General features: G+C 45.1%; 12 protein-coding genes. 8 read left to right on the top strand and 4 right to left on the bottom strand.

Translation table 11 applies throughout. The features are described 5' to 3' along the window. Nucleotides 1–2,913, bottom strand: a complete 2,913-nt coding sequence (locus tag AHMF7616_RS05150; RefSeq protein ID WP_115371913.1) for a DUF6603 domain-containing protein — start codon at nucleotides 2,911–2,913, stop codon at nucleotides 1–3. Between the two features lie 607 nt (nucleotides 2,914–3,520). Further along, a complete protein-coding gene (locus AHMF7616_RS05145) occupies nucleotides 3,521–5,245 on the bottom strand; it encodes a hypothetical protein (RefSeq protein ID WP_115371912.1) in 1,725 nt (574 codons plus the stop codon). 719 nt (nucleotides 5,246–5,964) lie between these two features. Here AHMF7616_RS05145 and AHMF7616_RS05140 point away from each other — a divergent pair. The 7 genes from AHMF7616_RS05140 to AHMF7616_RS05110 all read left to right on the top strand — a co-directional run bounded on the left by AHMF7616_RS05140 (nucleotide 5,965) and on the right by AHMF7616_RS05110 (nucleotide 16,723). After that, nucleotides 5,965–8,721: a S8 family serine peptidase gene (locus AHMF7616_RS05140; RefSeq protein WP_115371911.1), complete on the top strand. Its 2,757-nt coding sequence runs from the start codon at nucleotides 5,965–5,967 to the stop codon at nucleotides 8,719–8,721. 11 nt (nucleotides 8,722–8,732) lie between these two features. Then, nucleotides 8,733–10,508 (top strand): amidohydrolase family protein, encoded by a 1,776-nt coding sequence (locus AHMF7616_RS05135; RefSeq protein WP_115371910.1) that lies wholly within the window; start codon nucleotides 8,733–8,735, stop codon nucleotides 10,506–10,508. Nucleotides 10,509–10,804: 296 nt separating this feature from the next. After that, nucleotides 10,805–12,205, top strand: coding sequence for a hypothetical protein (locus tag AHMF7616_RS05130; protein WP_115371909.1), 1,401 nt, complete (start codon nucleotides 10,805–10,807; stop codon nucleotides 12,203–12,205). 37 nt (nucleotides 12,206–12,242) lie between these two features. Then, nucleotides 12,243–12,527: a hypothetical protein gene (locus tag AHMF7616_RS05125; protein ID WP_115371908.1), complete on the top strand. Its 285-nt coding sequence runs from the start codon at nucleotides 12,243–12,245 to the stop codon at nucleotides 12,525–12,527. Between the two features lie 376 nt (nucleotides 12,528–12,903). Further along, nucleotides 12,904–13,665 carry a hypothetical protein gene (locus tag AHMF7616_RS05120; RefSeq protein WP_115371907.1) on the top strand — a complete coding sequence of 254 codons (762 nt, stop codon included), beginning with the start codon at nucleotides 12,904–12,906 and terminating at the stop codon, nucleotides 13,663–13,665. 421 nt (nucleotides 13,666–14,086) lie between these two features. After that, a complete protein-coding gene (locus tag AHMF7616_RS05115) occupies nucleotides 14,087–14,539 on the top strand; it encodes a (2Fe-2S)-binding protein (RefSeq protein WP_115371906.1) in 453 nt (150 codons plus the stop codon). Nucleotides 14,540–14,551: 12 nt separating this feature from the next. Continuing rightward, a complete protein-coding gene (locus AHMF7616_RS05110; protein ID WP_115371905.1) occupies nucleotides 14,552–16,723 on the top strand; it encodes a xanthine dehydrogenase family protein molybdopterin-binding subunit in 2,172 nt (723 codons plus the stop codon). Between the two features lie 278 nt (nucleotides 16,724–17,001). Here the strand turns inward: AHMF7616_RS05110 and AHMF7616_RS05105 are convergent, their stop codons facing one another. After that, entirely contained in the window at nucleotides 17,002–17,487 is a 486-nt protein-coding gene (locus AHMF7616_RS05105) for a DUF6756 family protein (RefSeq protein WP_115371904.1), read from the bottom strand. 178 nt (nucleotides 17,488–17,665) lie between these two features. Then, nucleotides 17,666–18,745 carry an alpha/beta hydrolase gene (locus AHMF7616_RS05100; protein ID WP_115371903.1) on the bottom strand — a complete coding sequence of 360 codons (1,080 nt, stop codon included), beginning with the start codon at nucleotides 18,743–18,745 and terminating at the stop codon, nucleotides 17,666–17,668. Nucleotides 18,746–19,203: 458 nt separating this feature from the next. On the opposite strand from AHMF7616_RS05100, the gene AHMF7616_RS05095 reads away from it, so the two are divergent. After that, nucleotides 19,204–20,454: a DUF5009 domain-containing protein gene (locus tag AHMF7616_RS05095; protein WP_115371902.1), complete on the top strand. Its 1,251-nt coding sequence runs from the start codon at nucleotides 19,204–19,206 to the stop codon at nucleotides 20,452–20,454. Nucleotides 20,455–20,567 lie beyond the last annotated feature (113 nt).

The raw sequence follows: 20,567 nt of genomic DNA, 5'->3' as shown, positions 1-20,567 counted from the left end.
CTAGATAGTAATCTCGGTGTTGGGAATCACGTGTAAGCTGTCCACTAAATTGGGATCGTTCTGCAGCTGTTGCATCAAAAAATCCTGGGCATCGGCCTGGCTGTTAAAATGCATGGCCGAGTCGTGCAGCGGTTGATTATTGTGGTTAAAGGCCACGGAATATTGGTGGGGTTGCACTTTAATAACCTCGTCGAAAGGCTGTATTTGTTTGCGGTAGCTCTGCGATAAAACCGATTGGCTCACGGCGCTGCCGCCTAAATAATGGTTAAATAAAGTACCGTATAAACCACTGAAACCCGGGCGAAAGAATTGATAAAACCGGATTCTGTGCCGCTTGTAATTATTGTCGATAATAATAGTTTCATAACGGATTTTTCGTTTGACTGCTTTACTGGTGCGTAATTGCGAGCCGGCCGCCGAAACTTGCAGGCCGCTGTTCTGGTGCTCGAAGCCCGGACTGGAAAGTTTTTTAGAATTATCCAGGTCTTTAAACTGACCCAGGGCAAACGGTTCCTGCACTGCCCCCAACGAAGCCCAGCCACCAGTTTGGCGCACGGTAACTTTGTTTACGTCGCTGGGTTTTTGATTGCCTACTTTATCAAGCAGCAAATCCAAGGGTATTTTACGCTGGCTAATGCGCAGATAACCTACTGGGTGCAGCACTAAAGCATCCGCAGCTTCGGCTCCCAGTTTGCGCAAAGAAACCAGTAACCCGCTGCCACTCGGCAATACCGCTTCCCAGTTGGTAAGAGCCTGAAACTCGTGTTCCACCAAAGGCAACACCTCGATGGGCGGCAGTACGGAATTGTTGCTTTCGCCCCAGGTTTCTTCAAAGGGAACCGAAATTTCAAAAAACAAGATGCTGATATGGCCCCGGCCTTTGATATGCCAAGGCGTTGGTCCTTCGAGCAAGCCGGTAAAACCCACGCTGAACAAACCCACCCCGAACACTTTAACCGACAAGCTAACCGATAAGCTAAAGCTGAAGTAGAACGGATCGAACTGGAAGAGGGCATCGAAGCCAAAATGGCCTTCTATTTTAAAAGCACTCAGGCCGAAGAAAATTTCTACCCTAGCGCCAAATTGGGCAGTATTGGAAGTAACCGCAAAATATCCTTCTATCCGGACCCGGGCGAAAGGTTGGTTAAGGATGTCCACGGAAATGCGCGGCGGTGCCGGAAAAGGCAGCGGCGGCGGCGTATACTGCGGATGGAAGCCCCCCACACTCAGCACAAAGTTGGGCTGGTCGCCCCAGTTTACCAGCAGCCCCATGCCGCCCTCCAGGGTCATAAATAAAATGCGGGAATCGAACAGCTCGGCGTAAAACCACAAAAGCTTATTCTGCGGCTCGATGCGCCCAATAAAGTTTACCTGCAATTTTAAAACGGCGGCATCTTCGTGCGGCAAAGTAACCTTAATAATACCCAGAATAGTAAGGCTAACATTCGGGAACTCCAGGATAATGCCCATGGAAACACTCACCAGGGTGGGCGTGCCCCAGCCAATTTTAACCATTGGGCCTACCAGAAACTGATTGGCCACGGGTGGAAAGAACCGGCGTAAATCACTGATGATGCGGGGAGCGTTGGCAATAATATCTTGCGGAAACATGACGCTCTGGATAGCCCCCGTCCGGACGCCTTCGGCAAGCGGATTAATGTTAACGGTGCGGTTTAAGCCCAATATACCGCCTACCCCGAGTAAAGTAAAACCAAAACCCAACTGCAGTCCGGTGCCAAACTCCACGGTGATAATAATGAGCAGCGAAAAGCCTTTGGAACCATCGGGCATTTTGGTGGTAATTAAACCAATGGCGCGCAGCGCAATCCACTCACTGAATACCAGTTCCAGGGCGCCGGCGTATTCTTCCCGGTCAAAGTCGAAGAACAAATAACCGCCGCCTTTGATTACCCCTGTATCGAGCGAGAGGCCAACGCCTTTCGGTGGTTTAAAACCAAGTTCCAGGTTAAGTGGACCTAAATTACCGCCATGTTCCGGAAAGGAAAAGTTTGCCTTTGCACCAATGTTTTCAACTACCGCTAATAATGGGCCAAGGGATAATTTAATGTCTGTTCCAATCTCAATTGGTATATTCCGATCACTTATTCTTACTGCTAAGGTAAGACTTTCTACCTTCAGAGGTCCCAATGTTTGATGAATAGGAATTTGCAATTCGAGTCCTGCACTTCCTTTAAAATAGATTCCTGCAATATTCGACCAACCTACGGTCAGGTCAAAATTGATACCCTTTAATGAATTGCCAATGGTAGATCCGATAAAATTATCGGCCCCGGTCTGAGCTACATCTAGCTTACAACCAACGATACCCATTTCAATTAGATATTCTAACTGGTTATTAGTAAAAGCTAATGCATTTTTTAAAAAGATGTTTTCCGCAGTAAGTTTTGTTTCATTTGAAATTGCCAGAAGCTCAATGGGTTGAAGAATTTGCCCTCTTCTGGAAAATTCAGCCATAAAGCCCCCTTCAATTGATGACCCGTTACCAAAAATATCCGTTACAAGCTCCAGATTTTGTCTAGCGTAAAGGGAAAGCCCAAACCCAAGAACCATATCCAGATTGCTGGCAATTTTAAAAAACCACTTGTTTTCGCTATCGAGTGGAATATCTATATCAAAACTACCTGTAAGATATGGATGCAGTCCTATCCCTTCTCCACTGGAACTATTTAAAGGCGGGAGTACCATTAAATTCATTCCCACTTCTCCCGATGCAACATCTTCTTTTTCTTTCAATAAAGGGAAACGAAGTTCAGGATATTCTGCTATTCCTTCATCCGGGAGAGTTATAGTATGTGATAAATTCTGTATCTTCTCTTCCGGAGGAAAATGGAATGAAGCCGGAAAATTTATTACTAAAGCTACGTTATATAATCTTTCTAAAAAAAGTGTCATTCGGGATTCAGTTGTTCCCCAACCGTAAACTTCCCGGAACAACTCATCTGGGCTTGTAAAAAGTAAGGCTATCCTGTTATAATGGATGATACGCCGTACATGATTAGTTATTTTTGCAGCGCTATCACCCGGAACTTCTAGATATTCAAAAATTCCGAGGGCTACTAGTATTTTATGTAAAACAGGATAAGACCCCTCAAGGTAGTTAGTTATAAGAAAGTCAATGATCCTTACGGGCAATTTCTCCACGATGTCTGCTACAGCCAGAAAGGAAGCATCCAGTTGAGAGGAAATTCTTGTTCCTGCCTGATAAATGTTTGCAGTGAGCGCAGATAATTCAATCAACAATCTGCCAAACTTTGCAGCGAGCTCTGTATCCGATGCTTGAGCCGGCAAAGCGATTGCTTCATCTAAGGATTCAAAAAATCCACTTAATCTTGCCGGTTCTATTCCTAAGTTAGTAAAGGTTTCGGGTACCTCCCAACCTATTTCATTCACAAAGGACCATGCACTATCTGGACCATGCAATGCATTTTCCAATGGGGTTATAACTCCACCTGCTTCCAATAGTATCTTACTGATAATATCGCTATTATTAGACATAAACTTAGGGTTTTGGTTGGATAACTGGGATAGAGTTCATAGCGGCGGGACTTTCAGGGAAATACCAGGTCCAAGCAGCTACCATTTGGGGTGTTACACGAACCTCTCTTATTCGAGTTACTTCCCCGGCTGAATTAATACGAGGATTTCCATGCCGATCGGGAAGAGGTTCCCAAAGGGGGAATATTCCAAAAATTTCAGGTCTGCCAGTAAAGCGGGAATAAAATACTTTTTGCTGTCTCCAAATTAATCCACTCCAGCTACTATTACTATGAATTCTTATCTCACTTGAATTAGCTACCCATATGAGGCACCATCGGGCAATATTTACACTTGTTGCGTAACCATTCGCCGGTGAAAACCCGACTACGTTTGTAACCATTGCTAAAGCTGCTTCGTGGTCTTCAAGATCAAAAATCACGGCACTGCTCCCAGATGAAATATGATTCATAACTCTTCGTCTAAGCGCATTTAACTCGTTATTGAACAAAGCAATCATGGTTTCCTTCATCTGTCCCAGGGTTTTTGGTTGGATACCATGCCCCTGCATTCGTAATTCTGGATATGTTTCAACAACAATGGCATTCTCTAACCGCCAGACTCCGTTGATCGTTGCTCTATCATAAACGGGATGATTATAAACAATCAAATGATCGCCTATTTGTAATTCTTCCTCCACTACTTCTTTAAACTCATAATGTCGGTTTGGATTTTGATCTTCAGATCCTGCTATAAAATGTTCTGCTCCTACAAAGGGAGCATATATGCGCAAATAACCTGGATGTGCCAATCCATAGGTATCATCCAGCCATGAGCTTAATGATTGCCCTCTTTTGCGTTTAGCAAAAAGAAGCGCCTCTAGGTGAAGTACATGTATTACATGATCACAAAAAATTAAATTTCTATCTTTATAATTTGTACTTGGTGAAAAAAGCGAACTGATTGCCGTTTCCTTATTGGTATATGGTTCAATGTAAAACATATACTCATTTCCGCCAGGTGGCCGAACCCATTGAGCTCTTACTATTGGATTTAGTCTGGTAGTACCTGTCAAGAGCAAGTTATCTGAGCCGAAACGTGTCCAATCTTGCATTCCGGCTGTTTGGCAAATTCCACTTGAATTGGGATTGCAAAACCGGTCAAATCTGGATCGTGGAATTCTCGGGTATTCGAAGTTGCGATTCCAACTATCTTCCCATGTTCCGGTTATTGGCGTAATACGCCAATTTCTATCCCACCGCTCTACTCTTCCAACATCGTATAACATTCTCTCTACAATCCTCAGTCTGCGGTCTACCAGCATGTGTAATGCCTCTATTCCAGAAGGGGATATCATACTTTGAACCCACCCACAAGCACGATACACTATGAATTTTACAAGCCTTTGCCTTAAGTTGATTAAAAGCCGATTTGGCACAAAATTTTCGATGTTTAGATAATAATTCCTCATTCTACGGTCCACAGCATTAAGATTAATATGCTGGGTATCAGAACTTACTCTCGACCAAATAGTATTGAAGGCAGCCTCTACTTGCGGCAATTCTGAAAGTATACTTGCGCGGATGGGAGCTTCCAAACTTGATGGAATATCGTTTAAATCTGTTGCACCGGTTACCCTTCTAATTTGCCTTACTCTAATCCGAATAAAATCTTTACGCGCTTGTCTATTTTCATTGTTGATGCCAGACGGATAGAATGAAGCTTCTTGTATAAATTGGCCTAGTCTCATGACAACTTTTATAGGAGTGAATTTTCAATAATACGCTATGAAATCCCATCCTAAAGTTCAAGGACGGATTTCTTGTAGCCTCATCTTATTCTATATTCAATAGATGCTTGTCAGCGATAGCTAATTGAGCAATCGTATATTGTGAAGGAAGCAGTAAGGAGTAAAAACCTGGGTTATATCCGTATTACTGTTTGATGCAAAGTGTTGCAGGAAGCCAAGTTTCCCGATGGTTTATAAAATTAAATGTAAGAGAAGTCTGTTTCACCCACAATACTGATTTTTCAGTATTTTTTAAATATCTATTACTACTTAACGGGTTAGCTATTTTATAAATGGGACTTACCTTAACATGCCCATACGGTGTGTTTTCATCGGCAAGTCAGGAGCCTATAAGGCACCATAAGTTATTTCTACTCTAAATTTAAAAAAATACTGAAAAATCAGTATTGCGGTGGCCAGGCTTTTCCTCTAAGTTTAAAAATGCAAACCCAGCCAGATTATTCATTAAACAAGGATTGCTAACCGGTTAGGAAATGCAGAAAAAAAGCTAGTTAAACAGATACCTGCCGCCGCCATTTAATTTTACCGCTAGAGGCAACACCAATGACCGAGCGTTTACTCCAGCAGGGTTCTGATAAGCAATTAACTACCTATCCCCTCATTTTTAAAAATAAGGGTAGCAGGTAAAGTATTTTCCTTTTTGTTAATGATTTAAACCTATGGATAAAAGCCAAACCAGTGTTGCCAATTACGCCTCCGACCGCTTTTCGGCCTCTATCCGGGAAATTGAAAGAATAAAAAACGGTATTTACCATAACCGCAAAGGCCAGGTAACTTTAACGGAAATCCAAAGCCCCGACGAAGCAGCCCGCCTGGCCCAACGCATTGAGCGAGAAGGATTGGCCCCCGTTGACGCGGTAGAGCGCATCAATGGCGTGCCCAATTTCCAGGACGTACTGGTGCTGCGCAAAATCTTACAGCTCTCCGAATCGGTGTGCCGCGTCATGATTCGCAGCCCCTTTGGGGGCTCAGGGTACGGTACGGGGTTTTTAATTGCCCCCAATTTAATTATTACTAACAACCACGTGCTGCCCGATGCCGAAACCGCCCAAACTTCTTTGGCTCAATTTAAATACGAATTGCTGGGCACCGGCGCCTCCGACCCGGTAACTTTTAAACTGCGGCCCGACCTTTTTTACATGACCTCGCCCATCGAAAAGCAGATCACGGTGCCGTTTAGTGGCCTGGATTTTACCATTGTGGCGATCGAAACCAAATCGGAAGAAGGCATAGCGGTTACGGATTTTCAGCCGGTACGGTTAGATAAAAGCTTAGGTAAAATCCTGGACGGCGAAAATTGCATCGTAATTCAACACCCAGCCGGCGACTATAAAAAAGTAGTACTCAAAGACATCCGGATGCTCACGCTCACCGATAATTTTTTAATCTACGAGTCCGATACTTTGCCGGGCTCGTCGGGCAGCATGGTGGTAGGGCTGGGTACCGGCGAAGTAGTGGCTTTGCACCACAGCGGGGTACCCCGCCGCAACAACCAAGGCCAGTGGCTGCGCAAAAACGGCACCGTGGTGGAGCCCGGCGACCCGGACGATGTGATCGACTGGATGGGCAACGAAGGCATCCGGATCAGCAGCATTTTAAAAGCAATTGCTAAAATCGAAATCCCGAAAGAAATGGAACAATACCGCAACCAGATTTTTGAAATTGCCGCGATGCCCGCCCCAAAAGAGACAGCAGTGGCTCCTCCGCCCGCCCCTCTCTCGGAAAGTGCGCCTGCTCCGGAATTGCCGCAAGCCAGGCCGGGCGGTCTGCAATATTTTGAGGTAGAATTATCTGCCATGGAAGCTTTGCAGGAAGACTGGAAAACGAACGCGCGCACGTTTTTAACGGGTTTGGTGAAAAGCGAACCCATTTTCCCGTACGCCTCGGATGCCGACCAAAGGCGTTTTTACTACCTCACGGTAAAGTCGGACCGGGCGCCCTGGGAGCTGGCCGCCGAAATAGAAGCCTTGCCTCATATTGATACCTGCACTCCGGATTTACCGGTTTATACCGATGTAGCCAGTACCGGTGTTAATTTTGGCGGTCAACCTACCGGTCAGGAATCGGCGGTGGATGTTATTTACAACGACGGCACCGCCACCTGGAACGAAGATAAATTCCTAGAAAAATGGAAAGATTCCGTTTTATGTAAAGCCGAAATAGCAAATAAAAATTGGCCTGCCGTAAGAAGATGGAACTGGCGCGCCGTAAAATTTACAGAAACGCAGAAAGATGCTAAGTTATGGGAAGCTATTAAAGAAAATATTGGCGATTTAAAACTCGTGCAGTTCGACACGGGCTATTCTACCCACTCCAAGGTAAAAGAAGCCTATAATTTGCAGTTCGACATGGATTTTATCGATAACGACACCGATGCCCATGACGAACTGGCCAAATGGTTTTTTAAACATCCGAACCACGGTACCCGCACCGCCAGCCTGGTAATTGGCGGCACCATCAAACCGCCTTACGCCAACGAAGGGAATCAGGGCATTTTGTACGATTCGAATAATACCTTATTAAAATTGATTCCTTACCGCATTGCCAAAACGGTAGTGCTGCTGGGCGGCGGCAAAGAATTAGTAAGTGCCGTGAACCACGCCGTAAGTAATAACGCCGATATTATATTCATGTGCATGGGTAGTTACCCGCGCCCCATGATGGAAAAAGCCGCCAAACTGGCTTACGACAACGGAGTAATCTGGGTGTGCGCGGCCGGCAACGAAGTAGAAATGGTGGTAGCCCCCGCGTTATACGCCGGCACCATTGCGGTAGCCGCCATCAACCCCGACGAAAAGCCCTGGAGCGGTACCAGTTACGGACCCGCCGTGGATATTGCGGCCCCCGGCGAATCGGTGTACGTGCCTTTTGTGGATAAAGACGGCCAGGAAATAATGGCCTACGGCGACGGCACCAGTTACGCTACTCCCCACGTGGCCGCCGCCGCCGCCTTATGGAAAGCCCGTTATAGCGCTGAAATAAAAAAATATCCGGAGAAATGGCAAGTGGTAGAAGCTTTCCGGTACTGCTTACAGACCAGCGCCCGGAAACCAGATCACTATACCTGGAAAGAAAATATGTACGGGAAAGGAATCCTGAATATAGATAAGCTGCTGCAATGCGAACCGCCTCCAAAAGAAGCACTGACTTATGCGTACAAAGACGTAAATGGAAGAGCTAAAGCCGATTTAGGGGTGCGGGAAGCCATCCATTTTTTATGGAATACCTTGAAACGGAAAGTAACGCCGGGCCACCAGGAATCCACGGATTTCGTAAACCTCACCGGCCGCGGCCGAACAGCGCTCACGGCTTTAATCAAAAGCCAGCCCCCCAGTGGCCTGGAGTCTGCTTCGCCCAACAGTAGAATCAAGAGCAAGCAAATACTAAACGATTATTTTGAGAGTTTCCAGCGCTAAATTTTAAAAAAATGGCCCAGCAATCTTATTTTGATTTTCATTTTCACCCGGTTTTCAAGCAATTTATTACCCGCTTCGAAGAAGACTATCCTTCCACGCGGCAAGCGCCGGAACTCATCAAGGCCATGGATTTAAAAAACGACCTGATGGATTTGGCCGACGAAGAAGTGCTGCACATTCTGGAGAGCCAATGTTGCCTGGAGCAAATGCAGAAAGGCGGCGTACGGCTGGGAATTGCCAACGTAGTAGCCATTGAACACGGCATTGCCGACAGCGAAGGTTTTCTATCTAAGCTCTTAAAATCGAACTGGACCCGCCCCCTCGACCAGCGACACATGAAATCGGTGCGGCTGGGCGAAGTCTCGTATTACCGCATGTTTATTAAAGAACTGGACCTTTACCGGACGCTGGCTAAAAATCCAAATGAGAAAGTAGCGTTTTTAACCCGGAAAAATCCCGTAAAGCTAGAAGGCGATACAACATTTCTTGCTTTAGGCATGGAGGGCGGCCATAATTTATCGCGGGTAAAGGTAGCCAAACCCAACGTATACGATGCCCAGCCCACCAACGGCAAAGCCGATGCCGTTTATCAGGATTTTTGTCTGGCGGAACCCGCCGGAGTGGTGGCGAGCTTGCAACGGCTACATAAAGCCTTGTGGGCCGAAGGGATGGATCTTTTTTACATTACCTTAACTCACTTATCCCACATTATCGAGCAACCTTTGGCCACCCACGCTTTCGGGATGAAAATGCTGAAACACGGCGCTTTTTACCCGGTGGGCAACGGCATTACGCCGCTGGGCAAAGAAGTAGTGGCTGCCGCCTATACCATGACGGTAAAAGAAGCTGATGGAACCGATAAGGCCACACCCATTTTAATAGATATTAAGCACATGGGTTTAAAATCGCGGCAAGATTTATACGCGCTCCGCCAAAACAATGCCGCCTATGCGCATATTCCGCTAATTGCCTCGCACGTAGGAGTAACCGGTTATTCGCTGCCCGAGTGGGTAGAGGCTATCTCTAAATTTTCCGGTTTTGCGCAGGCGGGCATCCGGGCCGTGGAAATTACGACCAAAAGAAGAAAAGCCGGCGAGTGGGGCTCCGATCTGAATGAGGAATTTACTTTTAACCCTTGGAGCATTAATTTAATGGACGAAGATATTGTGGAGGTGCTGCGCTCGGGCGGGCTGATTGGCATATCGCTGGATGTTCGCATACTCGGTTTCCAGGCCAAAATAGGGCTAGGCGCCAAAGAACAATCCGAATACTTGTCGGTACCCGATTTTAAAACTTTTTTCCCGCACCTGCAGGTAAGAGGCTTGGGCACCGAACCGCTGGAAAGCCTGGAAACCGCCGAGTCGTGGCTTATTCCTACTAAAGAAGAGCGGCACCCTTTAAGTTTATGCTTTAATTTGCTGCACATCGTGGCGGTAGCTAAAGCCAACCAAGCCGAAATTGAGGCCCAAGCGCCGAATCCCTGGGAACATATCTGCATCGGCAGCGATTTCGACGGGCTAATTGACCCGGTAAAAATTTGCCGCGATTCCTCAAAAATGCCCGACCTGGAAAAAGTACTTTTAAGATGGCTACCCATTGCCGATAAAGCTTACCGCAAAGAAAATGGCGGCTCTACGCTCCTACCCACCAACGCTCAAGGTAAAATAGACGATGCTAAAGTAAGAGAATTAATCCGTGGTATTATGTTTGAAAATGGCAAACGCTTTTTGGAAACCCGCGGCTTTGCCTTGGCACCGGTAAAACCCTTAGTTAAGAGAACTTCCTAGCAGATCCTTTCGAAAGCAAACTACTAGCATCTTCGGCTGATTTTGGAATCTTGGCAAGCATTTAAAATCAGCCTTTTTTTAAGGAAACTTTTTCTAATTCCACTCAGCAATAGGAAACGAGTTTATGCAGACGATTAGAATAACAGAATGCCAGCCTACAAATCCGCCTTATCGCAACCAGACCATCTATCGCCCTTAAGAATTTAAAAATTTAAAAAATACTGAAAAATCAGTATTGCAAAAGTACCGGCTGTTCCATACGTTTAAGGTTGTTTGTATAAGCTTATCAAAGAATTATGTCCGAAAACGAAAAGTTTAAACTAAATTCCAGTACGCCCCTTACTCACTACCCCGATCTCCGGAAAGCCCTCGGCGGTCGGTGGCCGGAACAAGATACGGCCATTCTGGTTATTCACGGTATTGGCAATCAAAATCCCTTAGAAACCCTCGACGGGTTTGCCAGCCAATTAGTGGAAACGTACCAGGACGCCGGTTATGACTTGGAAATTCAACATCTACTGGCTAAAAAAACAGCTTCGGACAGTGAGGTGCCTTGGTTCGATAATTTCTTAAGAATTTACCCGAAAAATGCAGAAGACCCGCATTTAGATATTTACGAATACTACTGGGCGCACGAAACCGAAGGTCAAGCGACTATCAAAGATTTAAATACCTGGCTGAATAATGTTACCAAAGGAGCCCGTAAATTTTACCGGGATAATGTAAATTTTGCGCAAACGAACAACGACCGGAGCATTTTTATTCAAGATAGCGCGTTTAAGCCGTTTCGTTACTGGTTTTGCGTAAGCTTCTTGCCCCAATTATTTGTTTTTCTGAACTGGATCATTGATTTTGGGGTGAAATTATTAACTGCCATTCCCATTATTGGTTCTTTTGTTTCTTTATTCCTGCAAGACAAATTAAACGGTACTTTTGACAAAATAGCCAACGTACTCAACGACATTGCTATTTATAATACAACCGATGCTAAATCGCGTTTTTTTAAAATTCGTAATTGCATTTTAGACGGAGCCGTGCAAGCGCTGAAATACTTGCTGGAAGCTCGCGCGGTAACCAGCGAAGGAACACCCGCCTTTACCTACGGCAAAATTTTGCTCGCCGGGCACTCTTTGGGCAGCCAGGTAGCTTTTGACGCCATAAATCGGCTAAACCACTTAGTAAATCAGGGCGAAATAAACGGCTACTCCGGCAACGGTACTTGTAACTCCCCCGCCGATGGCCGGAAAATTTCCGAAAGGTTTGCCGGTTTAGTAACTTTTGGCAGCCCTTTAGACAAAATCGCCTTCTTTTTCCGGGAACAGGTTGCAGATAAAGAGTACTTGCGGGCCCAGATCATCAACAATTTTCATGGCTTTAAGCAACGCGACTGGGTAAACCAATCGGATTATAAATTTATCGTAAAGCCTTGCGAAAAACGATTATTTGATGACGTTACCTGGCATAATTACTGGGACGGCCACGATTACGTAAGCGGTTCTTTGGATTATTACCAGGGAGTGAAAAACATAAACTGCCAATTTAAAGCCAGCCGAATAAGTTTTACGCACAGCAGATACTGGGTTTGCAGAGATATGTTCGCCGATATAATCCAGCATTTTTTAGCGCCGCCCATTAAATCCGCCCCCGATGAACCGGAACAATTCGTAGCGGATGGCAACCAAGTTATTGTGGCATAAAAAGTTATTTAAAATCTGTCAATAGCATAAAGGTACGGTGGGAGTTTCCGAAAAATTTAAAAATACGGCTCTCTCCGTGCCGCAGCTACGCGCCCGGCCCAAAAATTTAGAAGCAACCCTAGCGCCCGGCCAAAGCGAACGAAACAAAACAACAGCCATTCCATTACTAGGTATTTTTATCAGCCAGTTATTAGGCAAAAGCTTTAATAAAAGCATTTATTTCGAAAAATCCGGTAAACAGCAGGCTAAATCTTACACTTTATTGCGCACAGAATTACTGTGGACCAAATGGTTGTTCAAGCAGAAACCGGACGGCAGCTAACTTTATATTCCCTTTTTTAAAAGGGAATTTTATTTATAGGTAATAGCGCAGGTCCACTTAACTTTCCAGAATCGGGAATTATTTATATTTAGGACTTACGCAAAGTTGGCAGTGAGGACACTGCCAATGGGCGATGCCGCCGTTTGTGTCTTCACAAACGACTTGATGTGTTTTTCGGTGCCATCGTTTGTGTCTTCACAAACGACTTTATGAGTTTTTTGCGTAAGCCCTGATTTTGTCTATCTTTCAGATATAGTTTGTATTAATTCTAACCTACCAGCTTCTTCCGGATACCATTTGGTAAAAAGCTGGGCGCAAGAATAAAGTAATAGCGATTGGTTTAAAAACAATATCCTGGTTCAACAAAACAGAAACTATGGCATTAAACATTAAAGAAGACGCTTTTGTGGAGCAATTTGCTTTTGAAGGAGCCGAAAATAGTAAACCCGCAGGCATTGCTACTTCTCAAAATATAACGGGCATTGAGGTGCGTTTGTCGCGGGCCTTTATTATCAATAATAAAACACCTAAGATTGGGCCCTTTCCCGGATTTTCTAAAATGTATCTGATGCTAATTGTGGTAAGCGACACGGGCGATGCGTTGCAGAATCTGGAACTGAAAGGCTTTGCCAAAGTAGGAGATAATGAAGATTTGCCCGTGGATAAAACTATCTATTTCTGGAAACAGCAACAAGTTACAGATAAAAGCCCCAGCCAAATTCACGTGCTGGCCTCTATTTTAAAAAGTAAACAAAACCTGCGCGATGTGGCTAAAGTTATGTCGGATGTAAAGAATGATCCGGAATTTGCCAGTGTGGTTTCTACTTTAAAAGAGGTCGTGAAAAATGCCAGTGCCGTTACCCAAATCTCGGACTTATTGTTTTCGGTAGCCGGTGTATTCGGTAAGTTTCTGGGTAAAGTAGATGATAAACCTATCCTGACGTGGGTGCAAAGTTTTACCGATATCAACGGGGATTTTGATAAATTAGGTAAAACAACCATTGGTCGTAAAAATGATTTTGCTGCCTTAGATTTATCTATAATTATCCGGGATACCCATCGGGAAATAGAATTTGCCGCGCTGCAAAATGCGGTTATTGAAGAACTGGAAATAGCTAAAAACGGCGAGATCAGTTAGTTGATATAATAATGCTTGTTGCTCTCCTTTTAATTGCATAAATATAGCCACAAGCATTACTTTACCATTCCTGCTAATCCCTGATGTTTGTAAAAGAATTTCTATCTTAAATTTAAAAAAATAACCTAAAGGCGGCGCGGCTAGCTACCATTAATCCTAGTATCACAAAGTGAAAGAGACCTGAGCAAGTATCTTCCTGATGGTACTGTTTTCAAATAAAAGCTATGGTTAAAATTTAAACCCAAACTTTTTCAGTTTTGCTACTTCTTGCCTTTTTCCTGAAATTTAAATAGCTTACAAGTGTTTCCCTGTTTTGGGGATAAGTTTTTCCAGTAGATTTACTTAGAAAAGATTCTACTGGAATATATTATTTAGCAAGTTTTATTTGTTGAACCGCGTTGAACGAACAACTATTTACACCATGGAGCTTCAAATAAATGGAATAAAACGCATAACCCAGGCCGCTCCGGAAACCCGGTTACTGTTTGTGCTGCGCGATGAGTTAGATTTAACGGGTACCAAGTACGGCTGCGGAGAAGGCCAATGCGGCGCCTGCACGGTGTTGGTAGATGGCAAAGCCACGCGGTCGTGCCAAACCCCTATTAGCAGTATAGCCGGCCAAAACATTACTACCATTGAGGGTTTAGAAAAAAACGGCCGCTTGCACCCCGTGCAGGAAGCTTATTTAAAGGTAGATGTTTTTCAATGCGGGTATTGTGCCTCCGGCATGGTGCTATCTACGGTGGCTTTGCTTAAAAATAATCCCCAACCTTCCGAAGAACAAATCATTGATTTTATGAACGGCAACGTGTGCCGCTGTGGCACCTACCCGCGCATTATAAAAGCCATTCAGGAAGCCGCTGCGCAAGCGTAAAAATTTAAAAAAATGGAGCCCAGAGAAGCTGAAGACCGGTTATACCCAGCAGAATTACCCGAACTGCTACCCGCCGCCCCGGAGGTAATAAACCGCCGGAAATTTATAAAATGGCTGGGCGGTGGTCTGGCCGTAGCTTTGGTAATGCCTCCTGCCGCTTTAGCAGCCTCGCCAAAGGAAACTGCTTTTACAAATGCTAAATTGCCGGAAAGCCAAATTGGTGCCTGGCTGCACATTAGCCCGGATTCCATGGTTAGCGTTTTTACCGGAAAAGTAGAAGTAGGCCAAAATATTCGCACCTCGCTGGCCCAGGTAGTAGCCGAAGAACTGCGGGTACCCATCACGGCCATAAACATGATAATGGGCGATACCGACCAGGTACCTTACGACGCCGGTACGTTTGGCAGCCGCAGCACACCCGCCATGGGCAGCCAACTCCGGAAAGCGGCGGTAAGCGCCCGCGAAACCTTATTAACCCTGGCTGCCCAGGAATGGAAAGTTGATAAAAGCACGCTGCAAGCAGCCAATGGCAAAATCACGCATCCGGCCAGCCGCCAAAAAATAAGCTACGGCGATGTAGTAAAAGGCAAGCAATTAGTACAAGAGATAATTCCTGATTTGCCAGCTACCCCGGTGCCGGAATGGAAAATTGCCGGAACCTCGGTACCCAAAGTAAACGGACGCCGTTTTATTACGGGCAAGCACACCTACGTGTCGGATATGAAGCTGCCGGGTATGTTGTACGGCAAAATTTTACGGCCACCCAGCTTTGGCGCTACCTTAATTACCGTAGATGTATCTAAAGCGCAAGCGATAAACGGCGTAACGGTAGTACACGAAAAAGATTTTGTAGGCGTAGCGGCCCCCGATTTAACTGCCGCGAATAAAGCTCTGGCTGCTATTAAAGCTGAATGGCAAACCAAACCCCAGCCTGCGCGGGCCGAAATATTTGATTTTTTAAAAAAGAATGCTTCTAACGCGCCAGAAGGTGGCCGAAATGCCGGTACCAGCAAAGGCAACATAACGCAAGGGCTAAGCTCCGCTGATAAAACGTTAAAAGCTACTTACACCGTAGAATACATTGCCCATGCCCCCATGGAACCGCGCGCTGCCCTGGCCCAATGGAAAAAAGGCAAACTCACCGTCTGGACGGGTACGCAACGCCCATTTGGGGTGCAAAGCGATTTAGCCGAAGAATTTAACTTACCCAAAGAACAAGTGCGGGTAATCATGCCGGATACTGGATCGGCTTACGGCGGCAAGCACTCCGGCGAAGCCGCCTCCGAAGCGGCCCGTCTGGCCAAAGCAGCCCAAAAACCCGTGAAACTCACCTGGACAAGGCCCGAAGAATTTACCTGGGCTTATTTCCGGCCGGCGGGCGTTATAGAAGTAAGCAGCGGCATCAAGAACGACGGTACGCTCACGGCCTGGGAATTTCATAATTACAACTCGGGTAACTCCGGCATTCATACCCCTTACACCGTAGAAAACCAGCAAATCCAATTCCACCCGGTAGAGTCGCCGTTACAGCAAGGTTCTTACCGCGGTTTAGCCTCCACGGCTAATATTTTTGCCCTGGAATCGCAGATGAACGACTTGGCGCAATTAGCTAACCTAGATCCGCTGGCGTTCCGGTTAAAAAATTTAAAAGAACCGCGTTTGCAGGCGGTTTTAGAAGCGGCGGCGGAAGCTTTTGGTTGGGGCAAAGCCAAACCCGCCCCGGATCATGGTTTTGGCCTGGCCGGCGGCACCGAAAAAGGCGGCTTTACAGCCTCTTGTGCCGAAGTTGTTGTTGACCGCACTACCGGCGCTGTAAAGGTATTGCGGCTGGTAACGGCTTTTGAATGCGGCGCTATTATCAACCCGGCGCATTTAGACCAACAAATTATGGGAGCTATGGTGCAAGGCTTAGGCGGCGCTTTATTCGAGGCCATTGATTTTGAAAACGGCAAAATTTTAAATCCTACGTTTGCGCAGTATCGGGTACCCCGGTTTAAAGATGTACCGGCTATCCAAATTGTGCAAATTAACCGCCCGGATTTACCTTCGGCGGGCGCCGGCGAAGCTCCGATTGTAGGCATTGCCCCGGCCATCCGAAATGCCATTGCGGATGCCACAGGCATCAAACTTAAAACCTTGCCCTTGGCGCCCAATGGCTTATCGGCACACCTGAAAAAGAGTTGAGTTAGCCAAAAATTTAAAAAATCAAAAAAAACAATACCCTCGGCACATGCTGAAGTTTACAATTTATTCTGTTTGGTTATGCTTAAAGTAAGCAAAGCGCTATTACTATTTTAACGGCCAACCTCCGACTGGCGCTTACCAATACTATTTTCTCCCGCCAACTAGAAATGAAATGCCTGAAAATGGGTAAAAGTTGGGGCTGGTTTAGCGAAGCGTAACCGGTACGTCTAGTGTATGATGCGGGCAAGGCGTAGCCGAAGCCTGAATTATACACCTTGTTAGGCCACGTTGTTTTCTATTTTAAATTGCTGCATTTTAGGAATAATACTTCCTAATCCTATTAACACACCATGGTCACTTTCACAAATCAACCATTCATATTTTTTGGATACTATATAATATTCAATATAAGGTAGCTCTCCAATTATCTTTTGAATTGGGTTGATATATCCTTGAAACAGCCAAAACTTACTTGGGTCATAATCAGAATCACAAGCCACAAACCAAACTTTTTCTTCTTTATCAACTATTTGATCAAGGAATATAAAAGCATTATCATTTATAAAATCAATACTAAAATGAGGACCTTTGAAGCTTTCCCACCACCAATTAAATTTAGTATTGGAGTTTTCCTTCTTTACAAAGTTCCGTTCAATCTTCTGCATGATTAATGGCCAATCATGAATCCCAACAGCTGCAAAGTTGTCATTAGAGAGACCTAGCGCAGATGCTATCTTTATAGTATTCTCTTTGAATCCTGTCATTATTCTTCAATGTGGCCTAACTATTAATAAAAGGAAGTTTATAACATCCGAAAGTCAGAGAATTCCCCTGGTCTTTAAAGCACAAGTGACGCTATGCGGAACACTTGCGCTAAATTCTTTCATTATAAAAGCATACTTGCATTTAAACTTGCTTCCGCTTCTTTAAATTTTTAAATTTTTATTTTTTCGGTTGATCGGTAGCTAAGTTCTCCGAAAAGAATTTTAACAAATTACCGCCAATGCGTTCGGCTACGCGATTGATGTGGTCGCCGTCGTATTCTTCGTAAAAATGTTTAATGCCGTAGCTATTAAGCACTTTATCTAGTTCTTTAATGCTGGCGGCAATGCCTTTATCCTGCGAACCGGCATCAAAAGCTATTCCGCGTAATTTCCGGAGGGCAAATATATGCTGGTCGATGCTGGCGAGGGGCCGGTTGGCGGTCCATTTAGCCAAAACCATTGGTTGCACCTGGCCATTCTCCAAAGGCAGGTCCAGGTAAAAAGGCGGTTTAGCCGGATTCGGCGACCAGGCCGCTGCCGACGCAAAAGTAGCTTTCGTGAAAAAATCGGCTTTCTCAAAATCTTCCTGCGTTTTAATAGCGGCTAGTTTCGCTTGAGCAGTAGCATCCGGGGAGACGTTGCTGGTGGTTTCCAAACAACACGGGCTCAGCAAATACAAACTGGAAAAAACCTCTGGATATTTCTGGCCAATGCGCATGGCACCGTACCCGCCCATCGAGTGCCCGGCTAAACCCCGGCTTGCCGCTTTCGAGATGGTGCGGTAATTTTTATCGATGTAAGCCACCAGTTCTTTCGCGACAAAATCTTCCCAATTGCCCGTAGTAGCAGAGTTAGAATACATGCTGCCCTGAAAACGCGTATACGCATTAGGCGTTACAAAAATAATTTCCTGAGTTTTGCTTTTGTCAAAAGCTTGGTTCAGCACTTCCGGTAAGTTCATCCAGTGCTTTTCAAAACCGTACAACTTGGCATCGCTATCGGTGTAACCGTGCAAAAGAAAAACTACGGGGTAGCGGCGCTTGGTATTCGCTTTATAACTAGGCGGCAGATACACCGACACTTCCCGGTCCGGAGAATCGCCGGCCAGGTTTCCCTCCAAACCTTTGCCGTGCACCTTAATCCGCTCTACTTTTCCCGCTAAAACAGCGCTGCTCTGACCGTAACCGGGTAAGATCAGGCCGAAGGCAAAGAAGGTTACCCAAAAAATCACTCGACCAAATGGTATGCGTTTTTTCATGGCTGTTTTTGTTAGGTGCAAACGGAAAATTAAGAATTATTCCGGTGAATAGAAATTTAAAATTAAAACCTGCTTTTTAAATAAATAGCTGTTGAGAAATAGAAAAATTTAAAAAATCATTGTTTAAGCCCCAACCCTGGCTCCGCAAATAAAACATGAAACAAAATGGTTTTGCTAATCTGAGATCCGCAACAATTCTATTTTGCCGAATTCCAACTTAGGTATCAATCCATAAAGTAATCTTTTACCGTTGGTTTTTTTTTTCATATTCGGTGCTTTCATTTAAATAGATAACCGCGTTACTTTTATCACCCAAATTTATGTTTTATGAAAGCTGGTTTTACGAAGCTTTTTACCGGTAAAATTGCTTTCAGTAAAACTATTTAAAATGCCGCTTACCATCATTGTTTAAATACCATAAATCCAGTATATTACTTCCCTACCTATCACCATCCACTATGGCCCTTACCCAAACAACTCCTGTAAATAACGCCTCTGGGTTTAAACCTATAGCGGCAACTTCTGTTGCCCCTGCCCGGTTAGCATCTATTGATATTTTAAGAGCCATTACCATGGTGCTCATGATTTTTGTAAATGATTTGTGGTCGTTAAAGCATATACCGGCTTGGTTGGAACATGTGCCCCGTGGCGTAGATGGCATGGGTTTAGCCGATACCGTTTTCCCGGCTTTTCTGTTTATTGTGGGCATGTCTATACCCTTAGCAATCGCCAACCGAAAAAAGAAAGGCGATCGTACGTTTACCTTGGTAGGTCATATAGCCGCCCGCACCCTGGCTTTGTTGGTAATGGGTTTGTTTTTAGTAAATGGCGAATACATTCAGGAAACAGCCACGGGACTTTCCCGGACGGGCTGGTACTCCCTTTCCTGTTTAGCGTTTATTTTGATTTGGAATATGTACCCGGTTACTGTTAAACCTGGGGTGGCCCGGTTATTACAAGCAATCGGAGTGGGAATTTTACTAACTCTAGCTTTTATGTACCGAGGCGGCGAAGGCGATGAAGCGGGCCAGTTTGCTACTTACTGGTGGGGCATTCTGGGGTTAATTGGCTGGTCTTACCTGGCGAGTGCCCTTACTACGCTTTTCGCCGGCCGCCAGTATTTTTTGATTGGAGTAGCATGGGTGTTGTTCTGCGGTTTAAGTATGGCATCCAGCGCCAAGTTAATTCCAGCGGATAGTTTTTTAAATATTATTCCTAATCCTATTTTAGGCGGCACCTTGGTAGCGATTACTTTAGGCGGCGTAATTATAACTTTGCTCATTCAGCATTTCCGGCCACAAAATAATTCTGGCCGGCTATTGTTGGTATTAGGCGGGGTGGCGGTGGGCTTAATGGCTTTAGGCTTTTATACGCGGCCTTACTGGGGCATTGCCAAGCTGGGCGCCACCCCGGCCTGGTTATTTATCTGCAGTGCTTTAACCATTCTGGCCTTTATGGCTATTTATTGGTTAGCCGATATAAAAGGGAAAGCGCATTGGTTTAGCTTTATTAAACCGGCCGGCACCGATACCTTGTTGTGTTACCTGCTTCCCTACTTGGCCTATGCGGCCGTAAATCTTTTAAACATTCACTGGCCAGCCTGGATGCTCACCGGCGGCGTGGGATTATTAAAGTCGTTCTTGTTTGCGCTGGGCTGTGTCGGCGTAACGGGTTTATTAAGCCGCCTCGGCATTCGTTTAAAATTATAGTGTTTTAATAAAGGCCTATTTTTAACTTTACCAGCACAAAAGCCTGTTAAAGCATTTTTTTAAATTTTAGAGGGCCTACTAATCTTATTTTGAATAAATTTTAAATAATAGCT

It is taken from the genome of Adhaeribacter pallidiroseus (assembly GCF_003340495.1).
Taxonomy (GTDB): domain Bacteria; phylum Bacteroidota; class Bacteroidia; order Cytophagales; family Hymenobacteraceae; genus Adhaeribacter; species Adhaeribacter pallidiroseus.
Note: the sequence above shows the minus strand (reverse complement) of the source record. Positions and strands in the feature narration are given on the sequence as shown.

Coding starts and splice junctions, on each gene's coding strand:
- AHMF7616_RS05115 (WP_115371906.1), top strand. CDS start 14,087: ATGGAGCTTCAAATAAATGGAATAAAACGCATAACCCAGGCCGCTCCG.
- AHMF7616_RS05130 (WP_115371909.1), top strand. CDS start 10,805: ATGTCCGAAAACGAAAAGTTTAAACTAAATTCCAGTACGCCCCTTACT.
- AHMF7616_RS05120 (WP_115371907.1), top strand. CDS start 12,904: ATGGCATTAAACATTAAAGAAGACGCTTTTGTGGAGCAATTTGCTTTT.
- AHMF7616_RS05145 (WP_115371912.1), bottom strand. CDS start 5,245: ATGAGACTAGGCCAATTTATACAAGAAGCTTCATTCTATCCGTCTGGC.
- AHMF7616_RS05140 (WP_115371911.1), top strand. CDS start 5,965: ATGGATAAAAGCCAAACCAGTGTTGCCAATTACGCCTCCGACCGCTTT.
- AHMF7616_RS05150 (WP_115371913.1), bottom strand. CDS start 2,913: ATGACACTTTTTTTAGAAAGATTATATAACGTAGCTTTAGTAATAAAT.
- AHMF7616_RS05110 (WP_115371905.1), top strand. CDS start 14,552: ATGGAGCCCAGAGAAGCTGAAGACCGGTTATACCCAGCAGAATTACCC.
- AHMF7616_RS05105 (WP_115371904.1), bottom strand. CDS start 17,487: ATGACAGGATTCAAAGAGAATACTATAAAGATAGCATCTGCGCTAGGT.
- AHMF7616_RS05095 (WP_115371902.1), top strand. CDS start 19,204: ATGGCCCTTACCCAAACAACTCCTGTAAATAACGCCTCTGGGTTTAAA.
- AHMF7616_RS05100 (WP_115371903.1), bottom strand. CDS start 18,745: ATGAAAAAACGCATACCATTTGGTCGAGTGATTTTTTGGGTAACCTTC.
- AHMF7616_RS05135 (WP_115371910.1), top strand. CDS start 8,733: ATGGCCCAGCAATCTTATTTTGATTTTCATTTTCACCCGGTTTTCAAG.